This window comes from Flavobacterium xanthum, from assembly GCF_900142695.1.
Classification (GTDB): domain Bacteria; phylum Bacteroidota; class Bacteroidia; order Flavobacteriales; family Flavobacteriaceae; genus Flavobacterium; species Flavobacterium xanthum.
In genome coordinates, this window is the sequence record NZ_FRBU01000009.1 from 98,163 (window position 1) to 116,378 (window position 18,216).

Annotated in this window: 19 protein-coding genes; 13 read left to right on the forward strand and 6 right to left on the reverse strand. The window is 33.5% G+C overall.

Features of this window, described 5'->3' with window-relative positions; translation table 11 throughout:
* The first annotated feature begins 21 nt into the window (after nucleotides 1-21).
* The 8 genes from BUC11_RS05730 to BUC11_RS05765 all read left to right on the forward strand — a co-directional run bounded on the left by BUC11_RS05730 (nucleotide 22) and on the right by BUC11_RS05765 (nucleotide 8,252).
* Nucleotides 22-411: a GxxExxY protein gene (locus tag BUC11_RS05730; RefSeq protein ID WP_073352714.1), complete on the forward strand. Its 390-nt coding sequence runs from the start codon at nucleotides 22-24 to the stop codon at nucleotides 409-411.
* Nucleotides 412-460: 49 nt separating this feature from the next.
* Nucleotides 461-1,717, forward strand: coding sequence for a sigma-54 interaction domain-containing protein (locus tag BUC11_RS05735; RefSeq protein ID WP_073352715.1), 1,257 nt, complete (start codon nucleotides 461-463; stop codon nucleotides 1,715-1,717).
* 97 nt (nucleotides 1,718-1,814) lie between these two features.
* On the forward strand, nucleotides 1,815-2,318 hold the full coding sequence (locus BUC11_RS05740; RefSeq protein ID WP_073352716.1) for an LptE family protein: 504 nt from the start codon (nucleotides 1,815-1,817) through the stop codon (nucleotides 2,316-2,318).
* A 78-nt stretch (nucleotides 2,319-2,396) separates the two neighbouring features.
* A complete protein-coding gene (locus BUC11_RS05745) occupies nucleotides 2,397-3,248 on the forward strand; it encodes a tetratricopeptide repeat protein (protein ID WP_073352717.1) in 852 nt (283 codons plus the stop codon).
* Nucleotides 3,249-3,251: 3 nt separating this feature from the next.
* Nucleotides 3,252-3,581, forward strand: coding sequence for a preprotein translocase subunit SecG (gene secG / locus BUC11_RS05750; protein WP_073352718.1), 330 nt, complete (start codon nucleotides 3,252-3,254; stop codon nucleotides 3,579-3,581).
* 140 nt (nucleotides 3,582-3,721) lie between these two features.
* A complete protein-coding gene (locus BUC11_RS05755) occupies nucleotides 3,722-3,997 on the forward strand; it encodes a co-chaperone GroES (protein ID WP_007137725.1) in 276 nt (91 codons plus the stop codon).
* Nucleotides 3,998-4,078: 81 nt separating this feature from the next.
* On the forward strand, nucleotides 4,079-5,707 hold the full coding sequence (gene groL, locus BUC11_RS05760; protein WP_073352719.1) for a chaperonin GroEL: 1,629 nt from the start codon (nucleotides 4,079-4,081) through the stop codon (nucleotides 5,705-5,707).
* A 175-nt stretch (nucleotides 5,708-5,882) separates the two neighbouring features.
* Nucleotides 5,883-8,252: a hypothetical protein gene (locus BUC11_RS05765; protein WP_073352720.1), complete on the forward strand. Its 2,370-nt coding sequence runs from the start codon at nucleotides 5,883-5,885 to the stop codon at nucleotides 8,250-8,252.
* 74 nt (nucleotides 8,253-8,326) lie between these two features.
* Here BUC11_RS05765 and BUC11_RS05770 read toward each other — a convergent pair whose 3' ends face one another.
* The 5 genes from BUC11_RS05770 to xrtF all read right to left on the reverse strand — a co-directional run bounded on the left by BUC11_RS05770 (nucleotide 8,327) and on the right by xrtF (nucleotide 12,475).
* The gene (locus BUC11_RS05770) at nucleotides 8,327-9,007 is read right to left on the reverse strand and encodes a DedA family protein (RefSeq protein WP_073352721.1); all 681 of its coding nucleotides are present in this window, start codon (nucleotides 9,005-9,007) and stop codon (nucleotides 8,327-8,329) included.
* Between the two features lie 221 nt (nucleotides 9,008-9,228).
* Complete coding sequence (locus BUC11_RS05775) at nucleotides 9,229-10,584, reverse strand: MBL fold metallo-hydrolase RNA specificity domain-containing protein (protein WP_073352722.1); 1,356 nt, start codon at nucleotides 10,582-10,584, stop codon at nucleotides 9,229-9,231.
* Nucleotides 10,585-10,627: 43 nt separating this feature from the next.
* Complete coding sequence (locus BUC11_RS05780) at nucleotides 10,628-11,458, reverse strand: ATP cone domain-containing protein (RefSeq protein WP_073352723.1); 831 nt, start codon at nucleotides 11,456-11,458, stop codon at nucleotides 10,628-10,630.
* Between the two features lie 47 nt (nucleotides 11,459-11,505).
* Complete coding sequence (locus tag BUC11_RS05785; protein WP_073352724.1) at nucleotides 11,506-11,949, reverse strand: exosortase F system-associated membrane protein; 444 nt, start codon at nucleotides 11,947-11,949, stop codon at nucleotides 11,506-11,508.
* Nucleotides 11,930-12,475 (reverse strand): exosortase family protein XrtF, encoded by a 546-nt coding sequence (gene xrtF / locus BUC11_RS05790; RefSeq protein WP_073352725.1) that lies wholly within the window; start codon nucleotides 12,473-12,475, stop codon nucleotides 11,930-11,932. Before xrtF ends, BUC11_RS05785 begins: the two co-directional genes overlap by 20 nt.
* A 74-nt stretch (nucleotides 12,476-12,549) precedes the next feature.
* Here xrtF and BUC11_RS05795 point away from each other — a divergent pair, with 74 nt between their 5' ends.
* From BUC11_RS05795 to BUC11_RS05810, 4 genes are all read left to right on the forward strand, one after another.
* Nucleotides 12,550-13,005, forward strand: a complete 456-nt coding sequence (locus BUC11_RS05795) for a GAF domain-containing protein (protein WP_073352726.1) — start codon at nucleotides 12,550-12,552, stop codon at nucleotides 13,003-13,005.
* Between the two features lie 57 nt (nucleotides 13,006-13,062).
* Nucleotides 13,063-14,010 carry an energy transducer TonB gene (locus BUC11_RS05800; protein WP_084129533.1) on the forward strand — a complete coding sequence of 316 codons (948 nt, stop codon included), beginning with the start codon at nucleotides 13,063-13,065 and terminating at the stop codon, nucleotides 14,008-14,010.
* A 134-nt stretch (nucleotides 14,011-14,144) separates the two neighbouring features.
* Nucleotides 14,145-14,411, forward strand: coding sequence for a 30S ribosomal protein S15 (gene rpsO, locus BUC11_RS05805; RefSeq protein ID WP_066079886.1), 267 nt, complete (start codon nucleotides 14,145-14,147; stop codon nucleotides 14,409-14,411).
* 237 nt (nucleotides 14,412-14,648) lie between these two features.
* Nucleotides 14,649-16,790: a polyribonucleotide nucleotidyltransferase gene (locus BUC11_RS05810; RefSeq protein ID WP_073352728.1), complete on the forward strand. Its 2,142-nt coding sequence runs from the start codon at nucleotides 14,649-14,651 to the stop codon at nucleotides 16,788-16,790.
* 566 nt (nucleotides 16,791-17,356) lie between these two features.
* Here BUC11_RS05810 and BUC11_RS05815 read toward each other — a convergent pair.
* Nucleotides 17,357-17,548 (reverse strand): helix-turn-helix domain-containing protein, encoded by a 192-nt coding sequence (locus BUC11_RS05815; RefSeq protein ID WP_073352737.1) that lies wholly within the window; start codon nucleotides 17,546-17,548, stop codon nucleotides 17,357-17,359.
* Between the two features lie 152 nt (nucleotides 17,549-17,700).
* On the opposite strand from BUC11_RS05815, the gene BUC11_RS05820 reads away from it, so the two are divergent.
* Nucleotides 17,701-18,153 (forward strand): DNA methyltransferase, encoded by a 453-nt coding sequence (locus tag BUC11_RS05820; RefSeq protein WP_245793777.1) that lies wholly within the window; start codon nucleotides 17,701-17,703, stop codon nucleotides 18,151-18,153.
* The last annotated feature ends 63 nt before the right edge of the window (nucleotides 18,154-18,216 follow it).

Here is an 18,216-nt window from a genome sequence, read left to right on the forward strand (position 1 = left end):
AATTCAACTAAAACATCGAACATGACCGAGTCTAATGAGTATTATTATAAAAAAAATGAAAACTATGAAATAGTTGGCCTTTGTATGGAAGTACACAGAATACTCGGACCTGGTTTACTTGAAATTGTTTATAAAGATGCCTTAGAAATAGAATTCAGAAACCATAATATTCCATATGAAAGAGAAAAAGAGTACAATGTGGAATACAAAGGAATTATTTTGCCTCATAAATTTTATGCCGACTTTGTCATTTATAGTGATATTATTTTAGAAGTAAAATCAATAAAAGAAATCAATAATGATCATCTTGCACAAACATTAAATTATATGAAATTAGCCGACACTCCCATTGGAATAATAGCAAACTTTCAAAATAAATCGTTAGTTCACAAAAGATTAATAAATACATAAAATTATAAATTTGCGAAAATTTGTGTAATTTGTGGTTGAGAAATAAAACATGGATACAGTTCAAGCTATAAAACAACGATTTGAGATTATTGGGAATGACCCAAAACTTAATCGTGCAATAGAAAAAGCAATTCAGGTTGCTCCTACTGACATTACGGTATTAGTAGCGGGAGAAAGCGGTGTAGGGAAAGAAAATATCCCTAGAATTATTCACTCGCTTTCCCATAGAAAACACGGGAAATATATTGCCGTAAACTGCGGCGCCATTCCTGAAGGAACGATTGACAGTGAGCTTTTTGGACATGAAAAAGGCGCTTTTACTGGTGCAACAAATACGCGCGAAGGCTATTTTGAAGTAGCTGACGGCGGAACTATATTTCTAGATGAAGTAGGCGAACTACCCCTTACTACGCAAGTGCGTTTGTTACGTGTTCTCGAAAATGGAGAATTTATAAAAGTGGGTTCTTCACAGGTTCAAAAAACAGATGTCCGAATTGTGGCTGCTACCAATGTTAATTTATTCGATGCCATTGAAAAAGGAAAGTTTCGTGAGGATTTGTATTATCGTTTAAGTACGGTAGACATTACTTTACCACCATTACGCGATCGTAAAGATGACATTCATTTATTGTTTCGAAAATTTGTTGCTGATTTTGCACATAAATATAAAATGCCTCCTTTGAAACTAGACGAAAATGCAGTTCAATTATTGCAGAAATTTCGTTGGAGCGGAAACATTAGACAATTACGAAATGTTGCAGAACAGATTTCGGTTTTAGAAACCAATAGAGACATCTCCTCAGTAACCCTGCAATCCTATTTGCCAGTACAAGGAAGTAATTTACCTTCTGTCATTAAAGACAAAAAGAGTGAAAGTGATTTTAGCACCGAAAGGGAAATCTTATACAAAGTTCTTTTTGACATGAAAAGTGACTTGAATGATTTAAAAAAACTAACGCTGGAACTGATTCAAAACGGAAGTTCAAAAGTACAAGAGACCAATCAGAATTTGATTAAAAAAATATACGGCTCCAAAGAAAATGATAGTGAAATCGATTTTGAAGAAGAGCCAAGATCTGCCTTAATCGCTTCCCAAAATACTGAAGACGCATACCAAGAGAATGATGATAATTATCTTTTTGCAGAAACAATTGAGGAAGAAGAAACCTTGCGTTTAGAGCAAAAAGAAATTGAAATGATAAAAAAATCATTAGAAAAAAATAAAGGAAAACGAAAAGCTGCCGCCGATGAACTAGGTATTTCAGAAAGGACGTTGTATCGTAAAATAAAGCAATTTGATTTGTAGCTTTTTCATAAAGACACGAAGTGGGAAGTGGTTTGATTGAAAATGAATATATTTGACCCAACCTTTAGAACTGACCAAGAAATTTTTAAATTAGAAAATGAAACATATAAAACTAATTCTCCTTTCAATAATTATTTTGAGCATCAATAGTTGCTCGGTTTATAACTTTACCGGAACTGGAAAAATTGACGCAGAAACTTTTCAAGTTGGATTTTTTCAAAATAATGCGGAGTTAATTGAGCCTGGAATTGATCGAACATTCACATTAGAATTACAAGATTTAATCCAGAATCAAACGAATTTAAATTTAGTCAAAAACGGTGCTGATTTAACTTATGAGGGAGAAATCATAGATTATAGAGTTAGTCCAATGACGGCAACGGCAGATCAAAGGGCCGCTCAAAATAGATTAACGATTCGGATAAACGTACGTTTCACCAATAAGAAAAAAGAAACTGATGATTTTGAAAAACCATTTACCTTTTTCTTTGATTATCCAGCAGAACAGCAATTAACGGGAGCCACATTAAATGCTGCTTTAAAAGAAATTTTTGAACGAATAACACAAGATATTTTTAATGAATCATTAGCTAAATGGTAAATTGAAGTTCGTTTGTTTAACTGTTTTTTTGTTCACTCAATTAAGCAGTTAAATAAGACGGCAATTAAATACAAAACAATGAATGTAACCGATTATACCTATTTGATTAACAAACCCGATGCAATCCATGAAAAGCAAACGGAAGCTTTAGAAATAGTATTAAATGAATTTCCTTATTTTCAAAGTGCTAGGGCGATTCAATTAAAAGGATTGTACAATCAAAACAGTTACAGATACAATACTGCTTTAAAAAGAACAGCAGCGCATACCACGGACAGATCCATATTATTTGACTTCATCACTTCGGATACCTTTACTTCTATACATAAAAGTTTATACGATAGAAAAGCACTAGAAATTCTAGAAATCCAAGTGGTAGATAGCGAAATTCTTATTCCGGAAGGAAAATCAGAAATTAAAATAAACTCGTTAGAACACTCTATTCTGACTTCAATAAAAGAAGCTGCACCAGTAGAAACTGAAGTTTATTCAAAATCAGTTGAAGAAAAACTCGCTATTGGAAAACCATTAGACTTTTCGAAAAAGGAACAACATTCCTTTCAAGAATGGCTACAACTGTCCCGCACGGAACCTATCAATAGAGAAATTGAGGACCCTAAAAATCAACTAGCTCCTATTATAGATGCTGATAAAAGAAAAAAAATAGAATTAATAGATAAGTTTATCGAAACAAGTCCGAAAATTTCACCTGTAAAGCACGGCGTGCCTTCTACCGTTACTTTTGATCTAAATGCGGCTGATAATTCTTATTTGATGACAGAGACTTTAGCCCGTGTCTACTTGGAACAAAAAAAATATCAAAAAGCGATTCAAGCATATGAAATATTAATTTTGAAATATCCAGAAAAAAGTAGTTTCTTTGCGGACCGCATATCGGATATTAAGATTTTACAACATAATAATAATTAAACAATGAGCACATTTTCAATTTTTTTAGTTTTAATAACTATCGTTTGTTTTCTATTAATCGTAGTTATCATGGTTCAAAACCCTAAAGGTGGTGGATTATCCTCTACAATAGGTGGTTCTCAGATGTTAGGTGGCGTACAAAAAACAACTGACTTTTTAGACAAAAGCACTTGGACATTAGCAACTATACTTATAGCACTTATTCTTCTTTCTAGCTTAAGCTTTACTGGAACTTTGAGTGATACTGATTCTAAAATCATTGACAATACAACTACAACTGCACCAGTAGCCCCAATTCAAAACACACCAGCTGCAACAAATCCAGCAAAATAAAAATACATTTCCTATTTTAAAAATGCCAGCTTGTCAAAGCTGGCATTTTTTATAAGAAAATGTGTCAGTTATCATAGGCTGGCATAATTTCTGAAATCTTATTCTTTTAATATATTAAATAATACTAAAAACATAAAATCATGGCTTTAAACATCAAACCACTTTCAGACAGAGTTCTTATCGAACCAGTCGCAGCTGAGACAAAAACTGCGTCAGGGATTTTTATTCCAGATACAGCCAAAGAAAAACCACAAAAAGGAACTGTTGTGGCAGTTGGAAATGGTACAAAAGAACATACGATGACAGTGAAAATTGGAGATTCTGTACTTTACGGAAAATATGCTGGAACTGAATTGAAACTAGAAGGAAAAGATTATTTGATCATGCGTGAAGACGATATTCTTGCAATTATTTAAATTTTGTTTCAAGTTTCGGGTTTTAAGTTAGAATCCTAATCGTTGAACAAAAACAATTTTAAACATTAAACAAAAATTAAAATGGCAAAAGATATAAAATTTGATATTGAGGCACGTGACGGATTAAAACGCGGTGTAGATGCATTAGCAAATGCAGTAAAAGTAACTCTTGGACCAAAAGGTCGTAATGTAATTATTGGAAAAGCTTTTGGTGGACCAACGGTTACTAAAGATGGTGTTACTGTCGCAAAAGAAATAGAATTAAAGGATCCATTGGAAAATATGGGTGCTCAAATGGTAAAGGAAGTTGCTTCTAAAACCAATGATTTAGCTGGAGACGGAACCACAACTGCAACTGTTTTGGCGCAAGCTATAGTAAAAGAAGGTTTGAAAAACGTTGCTGCTGGAGCAAATCCTATGGATTTAAAACGTGGTATTGACAAAGCAGTTGAAGCTATTGTTGCTGATTTAGCGAAACAAGCTAAAGTAGTAGGAAGTGATTCTGAAAAAATCAAACAAATCGCCTCTATTTCAGCTAATAATGACGAAGTAATTGGAGAACTAATTGCTACTGCTTTCGCAAAAGTAGGAAAAGAAGGAGTAATCACCGTTGAAGAAGCTAAAGGAACAGATACTTATGTTGATGTTGTAGAAGGTATGCAGTTTGACAGAGGATATCTTTCTCCTTATTTTGTTACCAATTCAGAAAAAATGGAAGTAGAGTTGGAAAACCCTTACATCCTTTTGTACGATAAAAAAGTTTCTTCTTTAAAAGAGTTGTTACCTGTTTTAGAACCAGTTGCACAATCCGGAAAACCATTATTGATTATCGCTGAAGACGTAGATGGTGAAGCATTGTCTACATTAGTAGTAAACAAATTACGTGGAGCCTTGAAAATCGCTGCTGTAAAAGCACCTGGTTTTGGCGATAGAAGAAAAGCTATGTTGGAGGATATCGCTATTTTAACTGGAGGAACGGTAATTTCAGAAGAAAGAGGATATACTTTGGAGAATACCACTATCGAAATGTTAGGAACAGCTAAAAAAGTGACTATCAATAAAGACAACACGACAATTGTAAGTGGTGCTGGCGAAGCAGATATCATCAAAAACCGTGTCAACCAAATTAAAGGTCAAATGGAAGCTACTACTTCTGATTATGACAAAGAAAAGTTACAAGAGCGTTTGGCTAAATTAGCTGGTGGAGTTGCTGTACTTTATGTTGGAGCTGCTTCTGAAGTGGAAATGAAAGAGAAAAAAGACAGAGTTGACGATGCACTTCACGCTACTCGCGCTGCTGTAGAAGAAGGAATTGTTGCTGGTGGTGGTGTTGCACTTTTAAGAGCTAAACTTGCACTTAGCGCAATTAAAGCAGACAATGCTGACGAAGCAACAGGAATTCAAATTGTATCTCGTGCCATTGAATCTCCATTGAGAACTATTGTTGAAAATGCAGGTCTTGAGGGTTCTGTTGTTGTTGCAAAGGTGGCTGAAGGTTCAGGAGATTTTGGATACAATGCTAAAACAGATGAATATGTAGATATGCTTGCTGCAGGAATCATAGATCCGAAGAAAGTAACTCGTGTAGCATTAGAAAATGCTGCTTCGGTGGCTGGAATGATCTTGACTACTGAATGTGCATTGATTGATATCAAAGAAGATAATGGTGGCGGAAACCCAATGGGTGGCGGTATGCCAGGAATGATGTAATATCACTTCCTTTAGATTAAAATTTAAAATAAACCAAAAATATTTAGATTTTTTAAAGAAAATGAGCTCGATTGTATTTCGGGCTCATTTTTTTTTGCCTGTACAATTAAAATTGGATTAGTGAATTAATTTCATACTTTTACTACTAAATTAGCAACTAAGACAACCTGTTTTTATGACAAAACCAAAGCATTTTTTTCTACTCGTTACTTTATTAGTTTCTTCGGTTATTTTTAGCCAGCCTAATGAAGAAACCGTCAAATCAAAGATTGGTGCTGTTCTTGAACATTATTTTAAATTAGATAGAGAAGCAATCCATATTCATCTAAATAAAACAACATTCTTAAGCGAAGAGACTATATGGTATCAAGGATACATAGTTAATAGAAAGACTACTAAACCATTTTACACTTCCAATGTTTTTGTACTACTATTTGACGAGAATGGAAAACAACTCTCTGAAAAATTAGTATTTGCTGATAATGGTGTTTTTTCGGGTCAAATTAAACTTGACCCCAATCTGGATTCTGGAAACTATTACATACAAGTATATACTAACTGGATGAATAACTTTACAGAAAACGAATCTACTTTGGTAAAAGTAAACATAATCAATCCAGACCAAGGCATTCGCAACACAAAAAAAATAGTTAAAGAAACACTTAAAATTTACCTAAATCCAGAAGGAAAAAATCTTATTAGCGGAGTTTCAACTACCATTGGGATACAAGTAAAAGACTGCAATAATAATACACCTATAAATCTTGAAGCAACTATACAAAATAGCAAAGGAGAGGCTTTGCAAACCGTCAAATTAAATAATTTTGGCTTCGGGAAATTTTTCACAATCCCAACTACAGAAGTACTAAAAGTAGTAGTGAAATATGAAGACAAAATTATCGAAAATAATATGCCCTCTGCTAATTTAATAGGCGTAGCTATTGAAGCAAGTTCCTTCATGCTAGAAAACAAAACTACAATCAAAGTAAAAACAAATAAATCTAGTTTCAATAGTTTACAATCAAGTGGATTAAATTTAGTCATTCATCAAGACCAAAATTACATCGTTCAACCGTTAAACATTAATCCTAATGACTTAGAGCAAATAATTGTTGTCAATAATACAGATCTAAATCCAGGAATTAATACCATCAGAATAATTGATAATGAATTAAAACAATGGTCTGAAAGACAAATATACATTAGTCCCATTGCAAAAAATAATTATGATGTTATAAAAAATAACCAACAGGAAGACACTATAAAACTTGCCGCATTCTCCAATGCAGCTAATAATATGATCAGTATTTCTGTTTTACCTACAGAAACGAAAAGTATCGACGACAACAATTCTATCATTGCAGGATTGACTATCAACCCTTATATAAAGACAACTCTTCTAAATTCTAATTATTATTTAAATGATTTAAATAGATTAAAATATTACGAATTAGATTTGGCTCTACTGAATCAAGAAAGCCTAAAATATGATTGGGAATACATGAAACTGCAACCACCTACTGCAGATTATTCTTTTGACATTGGAATTAATTTAAAAGGAACAATGGCTAACCCACTTAAAAGTAAATCATTTCATAAAGTAAAACTAGTAAGCAGTAAAGAATTCATAATGGCATCAGCAGATGTCACAGAAAATGGTACTTTCGAATTCCAAAATCTACTTTTAACAGATTCTACTTATGTTAATTTATCCTTACATAAACTACCAAATTTTGAATATGTTGATGCAAAATTAGCGATACAAATTGTCAATAGAAAAAAACCCTATAATAAGGCATTTACTGGTCTTAATAAAGAGAACTGCAATTCAGAAAATGACACTATTAAAACCGTAAATCTTGATTTACCAGACTTTAAGGAAAAAATAATTCAACTTCAAGAAGTTGTATCAAAAAATAAAAAAAAACAATTAAGATATAACAAAATTCTTTCAAACAGAATGCTTCGTGGTCATAAAATTGATAGTACCAACAACTTTTCAAGTATTTTAAATTTTATAGAAGCAAATGGGTTCAAGGTAGATCGAACCATTGGCAAGATAAATATATATACTAGATTGCCTGGTGTAGCACAACTACCCACACCTATTGTTTATATTGATAATAGGCAACTCTACTTTGATTATCAAGAACTTGAATTTATAAAAATGGATGAACTTGATGAAATCTATATTAATTCTCTAGCTATAGTGCCTAGCATTAACAATAATCTTGGAATAATTAGAATTTACACCAAAAAACAACAAAATGCTTACTCCAAAAAACCAAATCCAAATTCGTTTTTTGTAAAAGATGCGTTTTCAAAAAGTAGTACTTTTCAAAATTTAGATTACGCCGGTGCTTCTAGTAATGGTTTTAATAATTTTGGCATAATTAGTTGGTTTACAAAAACAATTTCAGATTCAAATGGTAATTTCACATTTGATATTCTAGATTATAACAAAAAAAACTGCAAAATTATCATTGAAGGTATGACTACAGACGGACAAATTTTCCATGAAGAAAAGGTGGCTCAATTACAGTAAAACTAAGCAACACTAAAATGCCCCCAAATAGTTCTCTACACTAATTGGGGGCATTTTTGATTTTTAAATTAGATTTATTCTTGAACTTTCGATTTTTTACTAAACTTGTAAATTACGGGTAAAACAGTAATTCCTACTAAAGCTAATACAATTAATTCAATATGCTCTTTCAAATCAATTTGATAATTATCAAGCAAGAAACCATATAAATAATGTCCGGCAAAAATTAACGTAAAAGACCAGATGAATGAACTTAGAACATTATAGAACATAAATTTTTGTTTGTCCATGGATACAATTCCAGCTACAATAGGTGCAAAAGTTCTAAATATTGGAAGAAAACGAGCAAAGATGATTGCTTTTCCACCGTATTTTTCGAAAAAATCTTTGGATTGAACTAAGTACTTTCTCTTGAACCAAAAACTATCCTGTTTATTATACAAATAGTATCCACTTTTTGAACCAAACCAATACCCAACAACGTTTCCTAAAATTCCAGACAACGCTACAAATGTTGATAAAAGGACAACATTAAGAAAGTCATTATTAATAAATAAAATATTTTCTATTAATTCCCGGCTATAAATTCCTGCTAAAAACAACAAACTATCTCCTGGTAAAAAGAAACCCGCAAAAAGACCTGTTTCAGCAAATACAATAAATAAAACTATATAAATCCCCAACTTAATTCCATTAACATCAAAATGAATATAAAAAAGTGGGTCAATTAAATTCTTCCAATCAAAATCGTTCATTCTACGGTGTTTTATGCTAAAATTATTCGTGTGTGAAAGTACGGATAATATATCTTAACCACAATTTATGTCGCTATTTTAAAGTTTTATTAACGGTTAATACTGTAACTCAATTTTAGAAATGTACAAGAAATTTAAATTTGTAAAATACACCTACAAAATTGCCTCTTTTTTCACAAAACTACTTCTACTGACAGGCATACTTCTTTAAGCAAGCAATATCACAATTCAAATTCTTGCCCCATCAATGGAACTTTACAATCAAAACCATATTTTTCCTGTACTTTTATGCGGAGTTCATCTAATGGCTCATTTTCACCATGAACTAAAAACACTCTGGTTGGTTTATTCTCCAATTCTGACAACCAATTCAACAAATCTTTTTGATCTCCATGTGCTGACAACCCCTGTATTTCTAATATTTTTGCTTTTACCGGATAATATTGCCCATGAATTTTAATTTCTTTTGCCCCTTCGAGTAATTTTCTTCCACGTGTTCCTTCGGCTTGATACCCTACAATAATCAACGTAGTTTCCGGAAGACCAATATAATGTTCCAGATAACTCAAAACTCTTCCACCGGTAACCATTCCACTAGCAGCAATAACCACCTTAGGACGATCATCTAGTATTAACTCCATTGTTTCTTGATAATCAGAAACTAAAGAAAACATTTTACTCATTTCAGCACATTCCTCTAACGATAATTTATGCCATTTTGGATTATTGGAAAAGATATTTAGGGCATTAATACCCATTGGTGTATCAATGATATAGGGGATATTTGGAATTCTATCTTCCTCCCTGAGTTGCCATAACAAATACATGATGGTTTGGGCACGCTCTACGGCAAAACTCGGAATAATAATCGTTCCGCCTTTATTAACCGTATTATTGATATACATTTCTAGTTCTAATTTAGTGTCCGTTTTAGGATGAATCCGATTGCCATAGGTGCTTTCAAGAAAAACATAATTGGCATTATTAGGTTTAGTTGGCGGATACATCAACACATCATCATCCCGACCAATATCTCCCGAGAAAACTAATGTTTTATTTTCAAGCGTCAAAGCAATACTGCAAGCACCTAAAATATGTCCCGCATTAGTAAAAATAGCTTCAATTTCAGCATCTAAAGCGATAGGCTCCTGAATTTTGATCACTCTAAACAACGGAAAAACTTTTTCGGCTTGTTCAACTGTATAAAGTGGCTCGGCAACTTCATGTTTAGAATATTTGCCCTCATTGGCTTTACTGGCTTCTTCTTCCTGAATTTTAGCGCTATCTAAAAGGATTAATTTCGTTATGTCTTTTGTGGGACTGGTGCAATATATCTTCCCCTTAAAACCCTGATTGACTAGCCTAGGCAACCACCCACAATGATCTAAATGACCATGAGTCAACAAGACAAAATCTATGGTGGAAGGTAAAACTGGCAACGGATCCCAATTAAGCTCCCGTAGAGGTTTTAATCCTTGGAATAATCCACAATCAATCAAAATCCGAATCCCATTGCTTTCTATTAATGTTTTAGAACCAGTTACGGTTCCCGCTCCACCTATAAATTTAACTTTCATTTGATTTGAATTTAAAATTTAACACTCTCAATAATCATTTCTTCTAAATATACCTGCATAATTCTGACGCTTCTTTTAAAACGTTTTTCATCCGATTTGGACTCAATCCGATTCTATTTAAACATTCTGAATTGTTTATAATTTCTTTTACTAAAATAACATCCAAGATTAATAATTTATCTTTTTCAGCGATAGACAATGTCGTTAAGCAGGTTACGGGATAAAGGGAATTGCTATCATTCTTAGTTTTCAAATTGTTATCTTCAGGATAATTCCAACTCAACAAATTTAATCCAGAACATTTTGCAAATTTGATCGCATCAGAAGTGAACCGATTATTAGTGACAATCCAACAACTGGAAACAATATCTTTTACATTAAAAATGGGATGATTTCTATCTTTCAAATCATTAAATCGAGACAAGATATACAAGGGAACTTTGACATCAGACGCTGCTTCCCTACCCGCATGATACTTGCATTCCACCATTGCTATCACTTCATTTTTTTTCACTAAAACATCAATTTCATGAGATACACACTTCCCAAGCAATGTTAAATTAATAATGGTCGTATAATGTTCAGAGGCAAAAAGTCGCGCAACGTATCTTTCAAAGAAAAAACCTGCTGGACCCAACAAGCGAATGGCTTCTCTTAGATTGTAACGAGCCGCATGAGCATTAGCTGTTTTTTTTAATAATGAAAAAGCCATTTTATAGATTTGCTTTGTAGAGATGCCCTCATACATCTGTTTTTTTATGGTTTCCAAAATCTCATCTACTGTACCGGTATTTGCCCCTGATTTCAGTAGTGATTTTTTAAGTTTCTCCGAACTAAATTCGACAATATCCCCAGAATGCTTGATGATTTTCATGCCTTTACAATACTGATAGTTAGTAAATTAAAGATACGCAAAAAAAACTATTGATGTTGCTTTTGGTAATAAAATCCAGGAACGAATAACAACAGAAAAATAGGCTGAATTAAAAAACGACGAATATAAAAAAGAATCCAGTTGTGATTTTCACTAGTGAAGTGAACAATGTAGAAAAAAGCAACTATCAAGATCAAAAAGAAAAAATAATACAAGACAAAAGCAAATTTCACCATAGCTGGCTCTTTAAAAAGCACGTAAATAATACCGAGTGATATAGAAGTATTTAAGGTATATCGCAGAAGCAAGCTTAAAAATAAAGAAAAGGAGTTTAGAGCTGGCAATCTCAGGCTAGTAAAATCTTTTTTAAAAAAATCCAAAAAAGGATCATAAAACAACTGGTTTTCAAAAGCACGGATTAGTATTAGCAACAACACCAAAAAAAGGAGTTGCATCAGTCGAACTTTATTTTTAATTACCGTTTGAAGCATATCGTGAGAATTTACGAACCCAAATCAACCATAAAATAAATACCACACCATAAATATACAATGGAAAAAGAACTTCATGCAATAATGCCTCCTGTTTTGGAAAATAAAAAATAAGCGCACTTAAAGCCGCTATCCTCAAAACATTTAATAGATAAATAACCAGGCTTCCGCCAACTATATAAAGCACTGTCGTTATAAGCTTTCCTGAAAAAGCAATCACAAATGAAAGGAATAAAATTATCACACTAACTGCATTACAGCCTTCAACAATTCGCGCTACATATTTAGTGTTATAAAACAGCTTCATGTAAGGGTGCGCCGTACTCTCTTCAATTGCCGCATCATCAACAAACAACAATAGTACTTGTTCTGTATTTTTACCTACCATTTTTGTGATGGAATCCGTTTTATTTTCCTCAAAACTGTTCAAATAGTTTTGATACAAAAAGGTAAGAACGATGTAAGTCAAAAAAAAGACTGCCAGAAAAAGCAAAAAAGGTTTGTACAGAATTAAATATTTTTTCAACGTCTATTTTTTTAACAAATTTATACAAATTTTAAAACTGGCTTTAATACTTTTGTAGAAATAAACATAAAACCATGACATTTCAAGAATTACATCCAAAAGTAACCGAAATAACGTTGAATACAACACAATCGAGAGACGAAAAACTATTGTCAATTTGTCAACTGCTTAGCGACTCCATCTCGTACTACAACTGGGTTGGATTTTATTTTGCCAATCACCAAGAGAAAACGTTACATCTAGGCCCTTATGTAGGAGCCGAAACGGATCATACTGTAATTCCTTTTGGAAAAGGAATTTGCGGACAAGTGGCAGTTTCAAATGAGAACTTTGTCGTGCCTGATGTTGCTGCACAAGACAATTATATTGCTTGTAGTTTTACCGTAAAATCTGAAATTGTTGTCCCTCTATTTGTAAATGGCGAAAACATAGGGCAAATAGATATTGACAGTCATGTACTAGATCCCTTTACTAAAGAGGATGAATTATTCTTAGAATTTGTTTGTGCGACAATAGCGAAATTGTATTAAAACTATTGGTATTAAACATCAGTACAACCATCCTAATATGAAATATTACTTTTTTCTTTGCTCCTTTTATTACTTTTAACTCCTTCATTTGCGCAAGACAATAAAGATGCCGCATTCTATATTGACTCTTTAGGCAATATAGGTGAAGAATTTAATTACAAATTCATAAGATCAGTAAAAGAATACTACCTACCTAAAAAAGAGTATGAATTTTCAGATTACTACAAATCTGGTATAGTGGCATTAACGGGAACAACCAAAGACCGAGACAGGATAATATTAGATGGAACTGCGGTGTCATATTATGAAAATGGCAATAAAAAGCAAATTTCAAATTATGTTGATTCCCGTTTAGAAGGAAAACAATTTCAATGGTATGAAAATGGAGTAATGCAATTTGAAAAAGATTTTACATTTGACAAAATAAAAATGGAAAGCAATGAAAAGCTGATGCAGTATTGGGATACAAATAAATTACAGCAAGTTATTGATGGCAGTGGAAAATATGATGCATTAATTGAAAATTATAATAAAGGTAATACCGAAAAAGATACACTCTATGAGAAAGGAGAAATCAAGAATGGATTTAGACATGGAGTTTGGAAAGGAAATTCTTCCCATCCAAAAATTACATTTATTGAAGAATACGAAAATGGTAAATTGATCACGGGAACCAGTACTGATAAAAATAACACCCAATATAGTTATACCGAAGTAAGCCAAAAAGCAGCTCCTAAAAATGGAATAAATGATTTTTATAAATACGTGGGTAGAAACTTTAAAACACCAAAAAAACAAGGTCTTATTGGCAAAATTTATTTGACTTTTGTTGTGGATAAAGATGGAAAACTAGTAGAGCCTAAGGTACTACGTGATCTAGGTTTTGGAACGGGTTCTGAGGCTTTGCGAGTTATAAGGGAAGCTAAAAATTGGATTCCCGGCAAAATAAGGGGAATTCCTGTTCGATTTCTATACTCATTGCCCATTACAGTTAAAGCAATATAATATTAAATACTTGAGAATAAAGTTTTTAAAAGTTTATCAAAGTTTAATTTTAGATTTAGAAAATAAATGGTACTTTTGCACCCGTCGTACAATAGATGTATGACATACATAAAAATCATTAAACAAATATTGGAATGTATTTAACTAAAGAGATTAAAGAAGAAATCTTCGCTAAACACGGAGAAAAAACAAACACTGGAAAATCAGAAGCTCAAATTGCTTTGTTCACTTTCAGAATTAGCCATTTAACGGAGCACTTGAAAAAAAATCGTCATGATTACAATACAGAGCGTTCATTAGTATTGCTAGTAGGTAAAAGAAGGTCTTTGTTGGATTACTTGAAGAAAACAGAAATCAACAGATACCGTGAAATTATCAAAGTATTGAATATCAGAAAATAATCAATAGAAAAGAGGTGCGAAAGTGCCTCTTTTTTATTTTATAATTTAGAGTCTAAAAATTCTATTTCGATCCTGACACAAAAGGGATTAGAATCAATACTCCTCCACAAAGTCTTTACCATTTCGTAAATGACAAATAAAAAAAAGTTTGGTTTTTCATTGGGTTTTAGGCATTAACTACGCAAAACAACAACTACAACACAACTAGAACCCATGTTTAACTAATAAATTAAATTTATGATTCCACAATTATTTGTAGAAAGTATCGATTTAGGTGATGGCAGAAACATCACAATCGAGACAGGTCGTTTAGCCAAACAAGCGGATGGATCTGTAGTAGTAAGAATAGGTAAAACTGTTATTTTAGGTACGGTTGTATCTTCAAGAAAAGCAAGTCCAGGGATCGATTTTCTTCCACTTACGGTAGATTATCGTGAAAAATTTGCTGCAGCAGGACGTTTTCCTGGTGGTTTCTTCAAAAGAGAAGCAAGACCAAGTGATAACGAAGTATTAACCATGCGTTTAGTTGACCGAGTATTGCGTCCGCTGTTCCCAGATGATTACCACGCTGAAGTTCAGGTGATGATTCAATTGATGTCTCACGACGAAGACGTAATGCCAGATGCATTAGCAGGTTTAGCAGCATCAGCAGCTTTAGCTTTGTCTGACATTCCTTTCGAAACATTAATTTCTGAGGCTAGAGTTGGAAGAGTTGACGGAAAATTCATCATCAACCCATCACGTGCTCAATTAGAAGTATCAGATATCGATATGATGATTGGCGCCTCTATGGATTCTATTGCCATGGTAGAAGGTGAAATGAAAGAGATTTCAGAAGCAGAAATGTTGGAAGCAATTAAATTCGCACACGAACACATCAAAAATCAAATTGCTGCTCAACTGCGTTTACAAGCTGCTTTTGGTAAAAAAGAAACTCGTACTTACGAAGGAGAAAGAGAAGATGAAGCTATTTACACAAAAGTAAAAGACGCCTCTTACGATAAAATTTACGCTATTGCTAGCAAAGGTTCTTCTAAACAAGAGCGTACAGCTGCATTTGCAGAAGTAAAAGAAGAAGTAAAAACATTATTCACAGAAGAAGAATTAGCTGAAAATGGTGATTTAGTTTCTAAATATTTTTACAAAACTAACAAAGAAGCAGTTCGGAACGTAACCCTAGATTTAGGAACACGTTTAGACGGAAGAAAAACTACAGAAATTAGAGATATCTGGTGTGAAGTAGATTATCTTCCATCGGTACACGGATCTGCATTGTTTACTCGTGGAGAAACTCAAGCCTTGGCAACAGCTACTTTAGGAACCTCTAGAGAAGCAAACCAAATTGATTCTCCATCTCAACAAGGAGAAGAGCGTTTCTATCTACACTATAACTTCCCTCCTTTCTCAACTGGTGAAGCTCGTCCTTTAAGAGGAACTTCAAGAAGAGAAGTAGGTCACGGAAACTTAGCGCAAAGAGCGTTGAAAAACATGATTCCTACTGATTGTCCTTATACAATCCGTGTGGTTTCTGAAGTATTAGAATCTAACGGTTCTTCTTCTATGGCAACCGTTTGTGCTGGAACATTAGCATTAATGGATGCTGGTATCCAAATGATTCGTCCCGTTTCTGGAATTGCAATGGGATTAATTACTGACGGAGATCGTTATGCTGTATTGTCTGATATTCTTGGTGATGAAGATCATTTAGGCGATATGGATTTTAAAGTAACTGGAACTGCAGAAGGAATTACAGCTTGTCAAATGGACATCAAAATTGATGGATTGAAATACGAGATTATGGAAGCAGCATTGGCGCAAGCTCGTGATGGTCGTTTGCATATCCTTGGAAAATTAATCGAAACTTTAGCATCACCTAAAGAAGACGTTAAAGCGTACGCTCCAAAAATTATTACAAGAAGAATTCCTAATGCGTTTATTGGCGCATTGATCGGACCTGGTGGAAAAGTGATTCAAGAATTACAAAAAACAACAGGAACGACAATTGTTATCAATGAAGATCCAACTACGGAAGAAGGAGTTATCGAAATTTTAGGAACTGATCCTGCTGGAATTGAAGCTGTATTGGCTAAAATCAAATCCATCACTTTCAAACCTCAAATGAATGAGTCGTATGAAGTGAAAGTAATCAAAATGTTAGATTTTGGTGCAGTAGTTGAATACCTAGAAGCTCCAGGAAATGAAGTATTGCTTCACGTATCTGAGCTTGCATGGGAACGTACTGAAAATGTTTCTGACGTTGTGAACATGGGCGATGTTTTCCAAGTGAAATACTTAGGTATGGATCCAAAAACAAGAAAAGAAAAAGTGTCAAGAAAAGCACTTATGCCAAGACCTCCACGTGAGGAAAGAAAAGAGTAATCAGATCTTAGTTTACTAAAGGTTTATTTATAGAAAGCCCCAATTCATGTATTTGAATTGGGGTTTTCGATTTTTATTTGGGCATGCCGCCAGTAACGATAAGGGGCAACATACAGCCGTGCTATAAGCCCCTTATCCTTTCTGCCGTCGGGCTATCCGCGCTACTTCGGTAGCTTGCTCCTATCCCTCATGCGGACTCGTGGTAAATAACAACTCTCTCTTTTCCAAAATATCGTTTTCCTCAAAGTTTGTCACGCTGAAAGCGTCTCACACAAGCCAAGAACTTCCAATTTACCGCTCCAAAAGATACTTACCACTCCGTTTATAACATCAAGTTATTCCTCCGTAATGACAAATATTGTGTTTGATTTGCAACATTGCTATAGATATAATATTCACCCCTTGCGCAACCACAAAGCGACTCAAGATAGCTGAGCAACTTACCTGAGACGCTTTCAGCGTGACAAACAGTGAAGGATAACTGTTGATCAAACCACATTGTACATAAAACAAAAAACCCAGAACAAAGTCTAGGTTTAATTATTTTTAGTCACTACTATTGAAAATTAAATATCATTTTCAAAATCAATTTTTAGGTCTTTAATTAATTCTGAGGGTTCCACTTTAAGGGCATGAGCAATTTTAAAAAATAAATTCATTGTCATTCCTTGATTTTTATCAAAAACTAGACGCAATGTTTTTTCATCACAACCAACTTTTTTGGCAAATTGAAGCTTATTCCCATTATGCTGTTCCATAAAGAGAATACGTATTCTTTCAGTTAAAGTTTCTTTTATGTTGTCTAATTCGCTTTGCACTTAGCAAATAAACCTATCCCAAATAAAATAATTCATTTTACAGTTCGGAGTTTTCTCCGAAAGATTTATATTTGGGGAAAATCAAACGTAAAATGCCCACACTACACTGGATAGGTAAAGACAAAATCATCAATCATCATCAAGATGTCCCTTACAAAGTACTGAATCACGAATATGGTTTCAGCCCCCTAGCCCCCAAAGGGGGAACAAAAACTGAGGTTAACAGCGGAAATATGATTATTAATGGTGACAATCTTGAAGCCTTAAAATCATTATTACCCAAATACGAAGGCAAAGTCAACTGCATTTATATAGATCCACCCTATAATACCGGAAATGAGAGTTGGGTTTACAACGACAATGTAAATACGCCACAAATCAAGAAATGGCTAGGCAAAGTCGTTGGCAAAGAAAGTGAAGATCTAACCCGTCACGACAAATGGCTGTGCATGATGTACCCGAGATTGAAATTGTTACATAAACTATTAGCAAAGGATGGAGTCATTTTCATTTGGTGGATTCAATTAATTAATGCGAATTCCTGATTATTGTTTAATAATTGTAAATATACTTCATTTGGAGAATCAAATTGATGCCTTTTCCGAGGT

Excerpts from the sequence above, each read along its gene's own strand:
- BUC11_RS05730 (WP_073352714.1), top strand. The coding sequence starts at position 22 with ATGACCGAGTCTAATGAGTATTATTATAAAAAAAATGAAAACTATGAA.
- BUC11_RS05735 (WP_073352715.1), top strand. The coding sequence starts at position 461 with ATGGATACAGTTCAAGCTATAAAACAACGATTTGAGATTATTGGGAAT.
- BUC11_RS05740 (WP_073352716.1), top strand. The coding sequence starts at position 1,815 with ATGAAACATATAAAACTAATTCTCCTTTCAATAATTATTTTGAGCATC.
- BUC11_RS05745 (WP_073352717.1), top strand. The coding sequence starts at position 2,397 with ATGAATGTAACCGATTATACCTATTTGATTAACAAACCCGATGCAATC.
- secG (WP_073352718.1), top strand. The coding sequence starts at position 3,252 with ATGAGCACATTTTCAATTTTTTTAGTTTTAATAACTATCGTTTGTTTT.
- BUC11_RS05755 (WP_007137725.1), top strand. The coding sequence starts at position 3,722 with ATGGCTTTAAACATCAAACCACTTTCAGACAGAGTTCTTATCGAACCA.
- groL (WP_073352719.1), top strand. The coding sequence starts at position 4,079 with ATGGCAAAAGATATAAAATTTGATATTGAGGCACGTGACGGATTAAAA.
- BUC11_RS05765 (WP_073352720.1), top strand. The coding sequence starts at position 5,883 with ATGACAAAACCAAAGCATTTTTTTCTACTCGTTACTTTATTAGTTTCT.
- BUC11_RS05770 (WP_073352721.1), bottom strand. The coding sequence starts at position 9,007 with ATGAACGATTTTGATTGGAAGAATTTAATTGACCCACTTTTTTATATT.
- BUC11_RS05775 (WP_073352722.1), bottom strand. The coding sequence starts at position 10,584 with ATGAAAGTTAAATTTATAGGTGGAGCGGGAACCGTAACTGGTTCTAAA.
- BUC11_RS05780 (WP_073352723.1), bottom strand. The coding sequence starts at position 11,458 with ATGAAAATCATCAAGCATTCTGGGGATATTGTCGAATTTAGTTCGGAG.
- BUC11_RS05785 (WP_073352724.1), bottom strand. The coding sequence starts at position 11,949 with ATGCTTCAAACGGTAATTAAAAATAAAGTTCGACTGATGCAACTCCTT.
- BUC11_RS05795 (WP_073352726.1), top strand. The coding sequence starts at position 12,550 with ATGACATTTCAAGAATTACATCCAAAAGTAACCGAAATAACGTTGAAT.
- rpsO (WP_066079886.1), top strand. The coding sequence starts at position 14,145 with ATGTATTTAACTAAAGAGATTAAAGAAGAAATCTTCGCTAAACACGGA.
- BUC11_RS05810 (WP_073352728.1), top strand. The coding sequence starts at position 14,649 with ATGATTCCACAATTATTTGTAGAAAGTATCGATTTAGGTGATGGCAGA.
- BUC11_RS05815 (WP_073352737.1), bottom strand. The coding sequence starts at position 17,548 with ATGGAACAGCATAATGGGAATAAGCTTCAATTTGCCAAAAAAGTTGGT.
- BUC11_RS05820 (WP_245793777.1), top strand. The coding sequence starts at position 17,701 with ATGCCCACACTACACTGGATAGGTAAAGACAAAATCATCAATCATCAT.